At 70.2% G+C, this 9,758-nt stretch carries 10 protein-coding genes and 1 pseudogene; 9 read left to right on the plus strand and 2 right to left on the minus strand.

From position 1 onward, the window contains the following. From ACLD7X_RS14900 to ACLD7X_RS14910, 3 genes and pseudogenes are all read left to right on the plus strand, one after another. Positions 1–136: pseudogene (locus ACLD7X_RS14900) on the plus strand (photosystem II D2 protein (photosystem q(a) protein)); the annotation flags it as partial. Next, positions 120–1,508: a photosystem II reaction center protein CP43 gene (gene psbC, locus ACLD7X_RS14905; RefSeq protein WP_411424445.1), complete on the plus strand. Its 1,389-nt coding sequence runs from the start codon at positions 120–122 to the stop codon at positions 1,506–1,508. The pseudogene ACLD7X_RS14900 and the gene psbC, both read left to right, overlap by 17 nt. A gap of 215 nt (positions 1,509–1,723) precedes the next feature. Beyond that, positions 1,724–2,452, plus strand: a complete 729-nt coding sequence (locus ACLD7X_RS14910; RefSeq protein ID WP_411424446.1) for a YcgJ family protein — start codon at positions 1,724–1,726, stop codon at positions 2,450–2,452. On the opposite strand, the gene ACLD7X_RS14915 is transcribed toward ACLD7X_RS14910, so the two are convergent. Then, the gene (locus ACLD7X_RS14915) at positions 2,439–3,029 is read right to left on the minus strand and encodes a Maf family protein (protein WP_411424447.1); all 591 of its coding nucleotides are present in this window, start codon (positions 3,027–3,029) and stop codon (positions 2,439–2,441) included. The two genes, ACLD7X_RS14910 and ACLD7X_RS14915, sit on opposite strands and share 14 nt — an antisense overlap. Before the next feature lie 30 nt (positions 3,030–3,059). On the opposite strand from ACLD7X_RS14915, the gene ACLD7X_RS14920 reads away from it, so the two are divergent. Genes ACLD7X_RS14920 through ACLD7X_RS14930 form a run of 3 tightly spaced genes read left to right on the plus strand, consistent with a single transcriptional unit; the run spans position 3,060 to position 5,238 of the window. Next, positions 3,060–3,455 carry an Npun_F0494 family protein gene (locus ACLD7X_RS14920; RefSeq protein ID WP_411424448.1) on the plus strand — a complete coding sequence of 132 codons (396 nt, stop codon included), beginning with the start codon at positions 3,060–3,062 and terminating at the stop codon, positions 3,453–3,455. Between the two features lie 38 nt (positions 3,456–3,493). After that, positions 3,494–4,993, plus strand: a complete 1,500-nt coding sequence (locus ACLD7X_RS14925; protein WP_411424453.1) for a cobyric acid synthase — start codon at positions 3,494–3,496, stop codon at positions 4,991–4,993. After that, a complete protein-coding gene (locus tag ACLD7X_RS14930; protein ID WP_411424449.1) occupies positions 4,993–5,238 on the plus strand; it encodes a 2Fe-2S iron-sulfur cluster-binding protein in 246 nt (81 codons plus the stop codon). Before ACLD7X_RS14925 ends, ACLD7X_RS14930 begins: the two co-directional genes overlap by 1 nt. Before the next feature lie 38 nt (positions 5,239–5,276). On the opposite strand, the gene mnmA is transcribed toward ACLD7X_RS14930, so the two are convergent. Further along, positions 5,277–6,491: a tRNA 2-thiouridine(34) synthase MnmA gene (gene mnmA, locus ACLD7X_RS14935; RefSeq protein ID WP_411424450.1), complete on the minus strand. Its 1,215-nt coding sequence runs from the start codon at positions 6,489–6,491 to the stop codon at positions 5,277–5,279. A 50-nt stretch (positions 6,492–6,541) separates the two neighbouring features. Here mnmA and ACLD7X_RS14940 point away from each other — a divergent pair, with 50 nt between their 5' ends. The 3 genes from ACLD7X_RS14940 to ACLD7X_RS14950 form a co-directional block, all read left to right on the plus strand. Further along, a complete protein-coding gene (locus ACLD7X_RS14940; RefSeq protein ID WP_411424451.1) occupies positions 6,542–8,278 on the plus strand; it encodes an NAD(P)H-hydrate epimerase in 1,737 nt (578 codons plus the stop codon). Between the two features lie 154 nt (positions 8,279–8,432). Then, positions 8,433–9,359 carry a sigma-70 family RNA polymerase sigma factor gene (locus ACLD7X_RS14945; RefSeq protein WP_411424452.1) on the plus strand — a complete coding sequence of 309 codons (927 nt, stop codon included), beginning with the start codon at positions 8,433–8,435 and terminating at the stop codon, positions 9,357–9,359. Between the two features lie 65 nt (positions 9,360–9,424). Further along, positions 9,425–9,758 (plus strand): arginase family protein (locus tag ACLD7X_RS14950; RefSeq protein ID WP_482763989.1); only part of this gene is annotated, 334 nt, incomplete at its 3' end.

Below are 9,758 nucleotides of genomic sequence, written 5' to 3' on the forward strand. Positions count from 1 at the left end.
CCCCGAATTCGAGACCTTCTACACGAAGAACATCCTTCTGAACGAAGGCCTCCGCGCCTGGATGGCCCCGGCTGACCAGCCGCACGAAAACTTCGTCTTCCCTGAAGAGGTACTGCCCCGTGGAAACGCCCTTTAATTCCGGGCTGGTGAGTGTGGGGGGCAAGGACCTCGACTCCACCGGTTACGCCTGGTGGGCGGGCAACGCCCGCCTGATCAACCTCTCCGGCCGCCTGCTCGGCGCCCACGTGGCCCATGCCGGCCTCATGGTCTTCTGGGCCGGAGCGATGATGCTGTTCGAGGTGAGCCACTTCACCTTCGACAAGCCCATGTACGAGCAGGGGCTGATCTGCATGCCCCACGTGGCCACCCTCGGCTACGGCGTCGGCCCTGGTGGTGAGGTCACCGACCTCTACCCCTTCTTCGTGGTCGGTGTGCTCCACCTGATCAGCTCGGCCGTGCTCGGCCTGGGCGGCCTGTACCACGCGCTGCGTGGTCCCGAGATCCTTGAGAACTACTCCTCGTTCTTCTCCCAGGACTGGCGCGACAAGAACCAGATGACCAACATCATTGGTTATCACCTGATTCTTCTCGGCGTCGGCGCCCTGCTGCTGGTCTTCAAGGCCATGTTCTTCGGCGGTGTGTATGACACCTGGGCCCCCGGTGGCGGCGACGTGCGCCTGATCACCAACCCCACCCTCAATCCCGGGGTCATCTTCGGCTACCTGACCCGCGCGCCGTTCGGCGGTGAGGGCTGGATCATCGGGGTGGACTCGATGGAAGACATCATCGGTGGGCACATCTGGATCGGCCTGATCTGCATCTTCGGTGGCATCTGGCACGTGATCACCAAGCCCTTCGGCTGGGTGCGTCGCGCCTTCATCTGGAACGGTGAGGCTTACCTGAGCTACAGCCTCGGCGCGCTCAGCCTGATGAGCTTCATCGCCTCGGCCTACATCTGGTTCAACAACACCGCCTACCCCTCGGAGTTCTACGGCCCCACCAACGCCGAAGCCTCCCAGGCCCAGAGCTTCACCTTCCTGGTGCGCGACCAGCGCCTCGGCGCCAACATCGGTTCGGCCATGGGCCCCACCGGTCTGGGCAAGTACCTGATGCGCTCCCCCACCGGCGAGATCATCTTCGGCGGTGAGACCATGCGCTTCTGGGATTTCCGTGGCCCCTGGCTGGAGCCCCTGCGGGGCCCCAACGGCCTCAGCCTCGACAAGCTCCAGAACGACATTCAGCCCTGGCAGGTCCGCCGCGCGGCTGAGTACATGACCCACGCCCCCAACGCCTCCCTCAACTCCGTGGGCGGCATCATCACCGAGCCCAACTCGGTGAACTTCGTCAACATCCGCCAGTGGCTGGCCTCCACGCAGTTCGTGCTGGCCTTCTTCTTCCTGGTCGGCCACCTCTGGCATGCCGGCCGCGCCCGGGCTGCCGCCGCCGGCTTCGAGAAGGGCATCGACCGTCAGGCCGAGCCCACCCTGGCCATGCCGGATCTCGACTGATTCCTGGTTCAGGCCCCAAGGGCCTCGGGAGTTTCAGCAGATCTGAGCCAAGCCCTCGCCCTGCGGCGGGGGCTTTTTCATGCCGTGGTCGCGCTGTCAGATCTGGTCAGATCTTGGCGGCTGGCCGTCATGGCTGGTGCACACCCGCTCCATACCGTATGGACCAGCGTTGCCCGCAGCGCCTGCAACGCCAGTCCTCACACCCCCTCCCAACGATGAAAGCTCGGCCTCACAACGTCTGTCTCACCGCCCTGGCTGGGGCCGCGGCCGTGACGGCGGGCCTCCTGGCCACCCATGCACCGGTGGAGGCCCGGCCGGATCCCGTCTCCATGCCCGGCAGTGGCGTGATCTGCGATCAGGCCAGCCAGACCTGCTACGACCGCGATGGCGTCTCCCTGCCGCACACCCGCACGTACTTCGGTCCCCAGGCGGAACGCAGGCTCTGGAGCGGATTGATCGGTCGCCCCCCCAGCCGTGAATTCAGCCTGAGCAACGGCACGGTCTGTGACGTCCGCGAGGAGACCTGCTGGAGTGACGGCAACGGTCGTCGGCGCCTGGACCGGGAGATGACCCGCGAGCTGTTCGGCAAGGTGACCCGCCCAGACCGGGAGATCACCACCTATTCCGGCCGCTGCACCCTGGCCAGGGGCGCCAACCTGATGCACGACGGAACCTGCTCCCTGCGGCTCGTGGAGCGCCGGGACGGTGTGACCCGCTACGTGGTGAACCTGCCCGACGAACGGCGCTTCGTCTTCTCCGACCGCAGCGACCGCCTTCAAGTCACCGACGCCACGGGCTCCTGGCCGGTGACCTACATCGACCATGGTTACACCGGCGTGTTCCGCTGGCGTGACATGACCCTTGTGGCCACCCGGGCCAACAGTGGCCTGGGCCGCAGCCGCAATGCCAGCGAGGGCATCGGCGAACTGTTCAAGGATCGCTGAGTTCGTGATCGGCCAGCCAGCGCCGCAGCAGGGGCAGGCTGAGGCCGATCACATTGCTGAAGCAGCCCTCGATCCGTTCCACCAGCATCCCGCCCCGGCCCTCGAGGGCAAAGCCCCCGGCACACTGCAGGGGCTCACCGCTGGCGACATAGGCCAGGATCGAGGGCTCCCTCAGCAGGGCGAAGTGGACCCGGGTCGTCACCACAGCCTCGGCCGGCGACGGGGCGGCTGCCGGGGCAGGGGCCCGGGACAGCAAGCAGTGACCGGTGTGCAGCTCGCCCCAGTTCCCCGCCATCCGCCGCCAGCGGGCTGCCGCCTCCTCGGCATCCCGGGGCTTGCCGAACACCTCCCCCTCAAACACGAGCACCGAATCACAGCCGAGCACCGGGCCCTCACCAGGCTCGAGGCGGCCCCGCACGGCCTCGGCCTTGGCCCGGGCGAGGGCCACCACAAGGTCCCGGGGGTCGGAGCGCTGGAACAGCTGCTCATCCACCCCGCTCACCCTGACCCGATGGGGGATCCCGGCCTGTTCCAGCAGGCGCCGGCGCGCCGGTGAGGCGGAGGCAAGAACCAGCATGGCCGGGGGGGACTCGGGGAGAATCCCCCCATGAAACATCGGCCGGTGACCAGCCTCAGCCCCCTGTTGCGGGACGATCGAGCCCGGTCGCGGGCAGCCCAGGCGCTGCGCTGTCTGCCGTTCCGCCGGGCCTTCTATGAGCGGGTGGCATCCGAGCCCCTCAGCAGCACCGCCTTCTGCCGGCTCCCCGAGGCGGGCCAGCTCTGCCGCGGCAGGCTCAGCAGCCAGGGCGTGGAAGAGCACTGGCTCTGGCTGATCCGCCTCGGCGTGCTGCGCCGCGAGGTCGACGGTCAGGGTCTGACCGAACGGGTCAGGCTGACGCCGATGGGGCGGGAGCTGTTGCAGCTCTGGCCCGGCGAGATCCCCCCGGCCCCCCTGCTGGAGCGGCTTCACCATCAGCTGCGGCGCCGCCGCCCCCGACTGTGACGGCAGCATCGCGCCGCTTGGCAGGGCCCCCGGCCCTCATGGTGCTGGGCACCAGCAGCGGCGCGGGCAAGTCGCTGATGACCGCCGCCCTCTGCCGGGTGCTGCGGCGGCGGGGCGAGCAACCCCTGCCCTTCAAGGGGCAGAACATGAGCAACAACGCCTGGGTGGACGCCGGCGGGGGGGAGATGGCCTACTCCCAGGCCCTCCAGGCCTGGGCCGCCGGGCTGGAACCCCACCACACCATGAACCCGGTGCTGCTCAAACCACAGGGAGACAGCACCAGTGAGGTGATTCACCTCGGCCGCGCCGCCGGCATCGCCCGAGCCGAGCACTACTACCGCGACTGGTTCAGACCCGGCTGGGCCGCGATCCGTCAGGGGCTGGCGACCCTGCAGAGCGCCCACCCCGGGGGCCGGCTGGTGCTCGAGGGGGCCGGGAGTCCGGTGGAGGTGAACCTGCAGGCCCGCGATCTCACCAACCTGCGGCTGGCCCAGTTCCTGCGGGCCCGGTGCCTGCTGGTGGCGGACATCGAGCGCGGCGGGGTGTTCGCCCAGCTGGTCGGCACCCTGCAGCTGCTGTCCCCGGTGCAGCGCCCCCTGATCCGCGGTCTGCTGATCAACCGCTTCCGCGGCAGGCGGGAGCTCTTCGACGCGGGACGGCAGTGGCTCCAGGAGCACACCGGGGTGCCGGTGCTGGGGGTGATGCCCTGGCTGGAGGAGCTCTTTCCCCCGGAGGATTCACTCGATCTGCTGGAACGCCGCGGCCGCAAGCGCGAGTCGGAGCTGGAGATCGCCGTGCTGCGGCTGCCGTCGCTCAGCAACTTCTCCGACCTCGATCCCCTCGAGGCCGAACCGAGCGTGCAGCTGCGCTGGGTGCGCCCCGGGGACAGCCTGGGCCAGCCCGATGCCGTGATCCTGCCCGGCAGCAAGCAGACCCTGCGCGATCTCGCCAGCCTGCGCCGCCACGGCCTGCCTGCCGCCCTGGCGAGCTATCTGAGCGCCGGTGGGCACGTCTTCGGCCTGTGCGGCGGGCTGCAGATGATGGGGCAGGAACTGGCCGACCCCGAGGGGCTGGAAGGCGACGCCGGGGAGCAGGCAGGCCTTGGGCTGATGCCGCTGCGCACGGTCTTCGCCCCGGGCAAGGCGCTGCGGCAGCGCCGCAGCGCCGCCCTCTGGCCGCCGGGCTCCCCGCTCGAACTGCGGGGCTTCGAGCTGCACCGTGGCCACAGCGAGCTCCTGGGGGACGCCGGAGGGCCGGGGCAGCCGCAGTCGACGGCGCCGCTCTCGATCGACGCGGGGCTCGGATGGTGGCGCCCCGTGGGTGCATGCGGCGGCATGGCCGCGGGCACCTACCTGCATGGTGTGTTCGAGAGTGGCCCCTGGCGGCGACGCTGGCTCAACCGGCTGCGCGAACGGCGGGGACTGCCGCCGCTCAGCGAGCAGCAGCCCCACCATGGGGAGCAGCGTGAGCTGCTGCTCGAGCGCCTCGCCGACGCCTTCGAAGCCCACACCGACCTCACCCCCCTGCTCGCTCCCTGATGCCCAGCAGCGTCCTGCGCATCCACTGGCCGGATGGCACCACCAGCCAGGCCACCAGCGGTTCCGCCTGGCTGGAGGCGGCCCGGGCCGCCGGTGTGACCATCCCCACGGGCTGCCTGGGGGGGAGCTGCGGCGCCTGTGAGATCGAGGTCAACGGCCGGATGGTGAGGGCCTGCATCGCCACGGTTCCGCCAGCCCGCAGCGGCGAGCTGCGGGTGGAACTGGCCAGCGATCCCTACTGGTGAGCGATCCCCACTGATGAGCGTTCGGGCCTGGGAGGTGGTCAGGGTTGAATCAGCCCACCCCCCAGCAGCACCTCGCCGGCGTAGAAGACCGCCGCCTGGCCGGGGGTGATCGAGAACTGCTCCTCGGCGAAGTCCAGCCGGACCCTGTAGGGCCGTCCGGCCTGCCGGTCAGCCTCGCTGGCCGGCAGTGGGGTGAGCAGGGCCCGCTCCGGCCCGCTGCGGTAGCGCACCTGCACGGTCAGCTCGACGGGCTCCTCGGGCGGGGCCATCGACACCCAGTTCACCGCCCCCACGACGCAGGAGCCGCGGGCCGCCTCCGAGCGCGGGGCGACCACCACCCGGTTCATCGCCGCCTCCAGCCGCACCACATGCAGGGGCTCCCGCCAGGCGACCCCGAGCCCCTTGCGCTGCCCGATCGTGAAGTGCTCGATGCCGTCGTGGTGGCCGACCACGGTGCCATCAGCCAGCACGATCTCCCCCTGGCGCGGGGGCAGGTAGGCATCCAGAAAGGCCCGCATCGATCCATGGTGATCGGCCAGGCAGAGGTCCTGGCTCTCGGGCTTCTGCGCCGTCCGCAGGCCGTGGCGCTCGGCCTCGAGGCGCGTGTCGGCCTTGGTGAGCTCCCCGAGGGGAAACACCAGCCGGCCCAGGTTCCCCTGGGGAAGGTCGTAGAGGAAATAGCTCTGGTCCTTGCGCCCATCCAGGCCGCGCAGCAGCTGGTGCCGATCCCGGCCATCCCCAGGGACGGGCAGGGGATCACCGGCGGCGCCGTGACGCACCCGGGCGTAATGGCCGGTGGCGATCCGCTCGATCCCCCGCTCCGTCTCGGCCCAGGCGAGCATCGGGCCGAACTTCACCTCGCGGTTGCAGCGGGAACAGGGCAGGGGCGTCACCCCGGCCGCATAGCCAGCCACCAGAAAATCGACGATCTGGCCGCGGAAGTGCTCGCGGAAATCGACCACGTGGTGAGGCACCCCCAGCTGGTCACAGATCGCCGCGGCATCCACCAGGCCCTCGGCACAGCAGGCGCCCTTGCCGCTCATCAGCCAGAGGGTGAGGCCCTCCACCTGCCAGCCGGCTTCCACGAGCAGGGCGGCCGTGAGCGAACTGTCCACCCCTCCGGAGAGCCCCACCGCCACCCGATGCTCCCCGGGCCAGGCGCGCAGCCGCGCCAGGGCCTCGGCACCGGCGGGGGTGGCGCAGGAGCTGGCTGCAGGGGCGTCGCGGGGCAACGTGAGGTGTATGGCGGCCATGGTCTCCACCATGAGGTCTCCATCATGAGACCGAGCGCCCCGCCCCTGCCGTGTCCGAGCCGCCATCCCCACCGTCCTGGCCTTCCCGCGATGCCCGGCACCTCCTGGTCAGCGGCGCCCAGATGGCCGCCCTGGAGGAGCAGCTGTTCGCCAGCGGCCTGCCCGTCGAGGCCCTGATGGAGAAGGCCGCCCTGGCGGTGAGCCGGCGGCTGCTGGCACAGCATGGGCCGCGGCTCCGCAACAGCGGCGCCGTGGTGCTGGTGGGGCCGGGGCACAACGGCGGGGACGGGCTGGTGATCGCCCGGGAACTGCATCTGGCCGGGATCGCCGTGGAGATCTGGAGTCCGTTCGAGCGCAGCAAGCCGCTCACCGCCCTGCACCGGCGCCATGCCGACTGGCTGGGCATCGCGGCGGTCACAGGCACGCCGGATCCCGGCGGCGGCGCCCTCTGGATCGATGCCCTGCTGGGCATCGGCCAGCGCCGCCCCCCCGGGGAGCTGATCGAAGCGCTGCTGGCGCAGCGCCAGCAGCGCGCCCCCCAGGGGCTGGTGGCCGTGGACGTTCCCACCGGACTCTGCAGCGACAGCGGCATCTGCCTGGGTCAGGTGGCTGCCCGCGCCAGCCAGACCCTCTGCATCGGCCTGATCAAGCAGGGGCTGGTGCAGGACCAGGCTCTGGCCTGGGTGGGGCAGCTCGAGCGGATCGACCTCGGACTGCCGGCTCCCCTGCTGGCCAGCCTGCCCCAGGCCCAGCCGCTCGCTCTGGCGCCGGGCGACCTGGCGAACGCCCCCTGGCCGCGGCTCGAGCCGGCAGCCGGCAAATACGCCCGCGGGCGGGTGCTGGTGGTGGCGGGAAGCCGGCGCTTCCGGGGGGCGGGGCATCTGGCCCTGGCCGGTGCCAGTGCGGCCGGCTGCGGCAGCCTGCGGGCCGCCGGACCAGCGGGCCTGGGGGACGCCCTCCAGACCAGCGCGCCCCATGTGGTGGTGAGCCGGGAACTGGACGGCGACCCCCACGGCAACCTGCTGCTGGCCGGCCTGTCCTGCGCCGACCTGGAACGGCTCGATGCGGTGCTGGTGGGCCCCGGGCTGGGCTGCCCGCACCCGTCCACGGCATCGATCCCCTCCAGCCTGGCGGCGGCTGAACGGGAGAGCTGGGAGCGGCTGGGGGCCTTTGGCGGCCTGTTGGTGCTGGATGCCGACGGTCTCAACCGCCTGGCAGTGGGGGTGGCAGAGGGGGTGGCGGGCGGTTCGGACCCGACCCCCACCGCGTGGCTGCAGCAGCGCCGGGGACCGACCTGGATCACCCCCCATGCCGGGGAATTCGCGCGCCTGTTCCCCCAATGGGCCGAACGCCCACCCCTGGAGGCCGCGGCCGCCGCGGCCTGCCAGAGCGGTGTCGCCGTGGTGCTCAAGGGGGCCCGCAGCGTGGTGGCCGCACCCGATGGCCGCTGCTGGCAGCTGCTGGAGAGCGAACCCAACGCCGCCCGGGCGGGTCTGGGCGATGTGCTGGCCGGGTATGTGACGGCGGTGGGCGCCATGGCCCTGGCGGCAAGCGGTGAACCGCACCGCCCGCATCCGGCATCGGAGCTGACGACCGTGCTGGCCCCCGTGCTGGCCGCCGCCACCCTGGCCCATGCCGAGGCCGGCCGACGCCTGGGGGTCCTGGGCGGCCCGGGACGCTGCTCCCCACCGGCCATCGCCGCTGAACTGGCGGGCATCGGGCTCGACCCCGCTCGATCCTCAGGAGACAGCGGAGCTGCTTGGTCAGCAACGCCCAGCCAGAACTGACCACCCGGACCTTGCCGGAAAGGCTGATCGGTGCTTTGACCAATCAGCCCGCCGACAATTGTGTGGTTTTGCAAGCAAAAGCTGAAGCGTTACTGAAACTACACAGGGCATGCCATTTCTGGGTTGATAGTTTAACTCCCATTCCTGCGTCACGATGACCGCTTCCCCCTCAAGGGCCAGCGACAGCAGTCGCCGGCGCAGCAGTGATCCGATCAGCTGGTACCTGGCCAGCATCGGCCGGGAACCCCTGCTCACCCCTGCCGAGGAGATCGAACTCGGCAACCAGGTTCAGGTGATGATGCACCTGCTGGAGGAGGGGAAGGTGACCTACTCCGACCATGAACGCAAACTGCTGCGCATCGGCAAGCGCTCCAAGCAGCGGATGATGAAGGCCAACCTCCGGCTGGTGGTGAGCGTCGCCAAGAAATACCAGGGCAAGGGACTGGAACTGCTCGATCTCATCCAGGAAGGCTCCCTGGGTCTGGAGCGGGCGGTCGAAAAATTCGATCCCACCCGCGGTTACAAGTTCTCCACCTATGCCTTCTGGTGGATCCGCCAGAGCATGACCCGGGCCATCGCCTGCCAGTCCCGCACCATCCGCCTCCCCGTCCATCTCAGTGAACGCCTCAGCGCGATCCGCAAGGTGAGCCTGGATCTGGCCCACAAACTGGGCGCCATGCCCAGCCGTCAGGAAATCGCCGAGGCGATGGCCCTTCCCCTCGACGAGCTGGACAGCCTGCTGCGCCAGGCCCTCACCACCTCCAGCCTCGATGCCCCGGTGAATGGCGATGAAGGCCGCAGCTTCCTGGGGGATCTGATTGCCGATTCCAGCAACGAAGAGCCCCTGGACCAGGTGGAGCGGGGCATGCATCAGGAGCAGCTCGACCACTGGCTCACCCACCTCAGCGACCAGGAGCGTCAGGTGCTGCAGCTGCGTTTCGGCCTCGAGGGGGCCGATCGCCACACCCTCGCCGAGATCGGACGGCAGCTGGAGGTCTCCCGCGAGCGGGTCCGCCAGGTTGAACTGAAGGCCCTGCGAAAACTCCGGAACCTCACCCGGCGCATGCCCAGCAGCATCTGAGCCCACCACCGCTCGTCTACCACCCCGCCTATTCCGCCCCGCTGCCGAGCAGCCATCGCTTTCCGATGGCCAAGTTCCGGCTGCTCTTCGAGCTGCTCCAAAGGCAGGGCCTGGCCGACGCCACCAGCGTGCACCGACCGCTGCCCATTCCCCGGCGTTGGCTGGAGCTGGTGCACCCCCGCCGCTACCACCAGGCCTTTGCCCGCGATGAGCTGAGCCCAGGCGAGCAGCGCAGGATCGGGCTGCCCAGCAGCCAGCCCCTGGTGCGACGCACCTGGTTGTCGGTGGGAGGCACCCTGCTCACGGCGCGGCTCGCCCTGCGCCATGGGGTGGCCTGTCATCTGGCCGGCGGGACCCACCATGCCTTTCCCGACCAGGGGAGCGGCTTCTGCATCTTCA

It is taken from the genome of Aphanothece microscopica RSMan92, from assembly GCF_046613545.2.
Taxonomy (GTDB): Bacteria; Cyanobacteriota; Cyanobacteriia; order PCC-6307; family Cyanobiaceae; genus NIES-981.

What these genes read in the sequence shown, in the direction of transcription:
- ACLD7X_RS14910 (WP_411424446.1), top strand. Translation starts at nt 1,724, where the DNA reads ATGAAAGCTCGGCCTCACAACGTCTGTCTCACCGCCCTGGCTGGGGCC.
- ACLD7X_RS14915 (WP_411424447.1), bottom strand. Translation starts at nt 3,029, where the DNA reads ATGCTGGTTCTTGCCTCCGCCTCACCGGCGCGCCGGCGCCTGCTGGAA.
- ACLD7X_RS14920 (WP_411424448.1), top strand. Translation starts at nt 3,060, where the DNA reads ATGAAACATCGGCCGGTGACCAGCCTCAGCCCCCTGTTGCGGGACGAT.
- ACLD7X_RS14925 (WP_411424453.1), top strand. Translation starts at nt 3,494, where the DNA reads ATGGTGCTGGGCACCAGCAGCGGCGCGGGCAAGTCGCTGATGACCGCC.
- ACLD7X_RS14930 (WP_411424449.1), top strand. Translation starts at nt 4,993, where the DNA reads ATGCCCAGCAGCGTCCTGCGCATCCACTGGCCGGATGGCACCACCAGC.
- mnmA (WP_411424450.1), bottom strand. Translation starts at nt 6,491, where the DNA reads ATGGCCGCCATACACCTCACGTTGCCCCGCGACGCCCCTGCAGCCAGC.
- ACLD7X_RS14945 (WP_411424452.1), top strand. Translation starts at nt 8,433, where the DNA reads ATGACCGCTTCCCCCTCAAGGGCCAGCGACAGCAGTCGCCGGCGCAGC.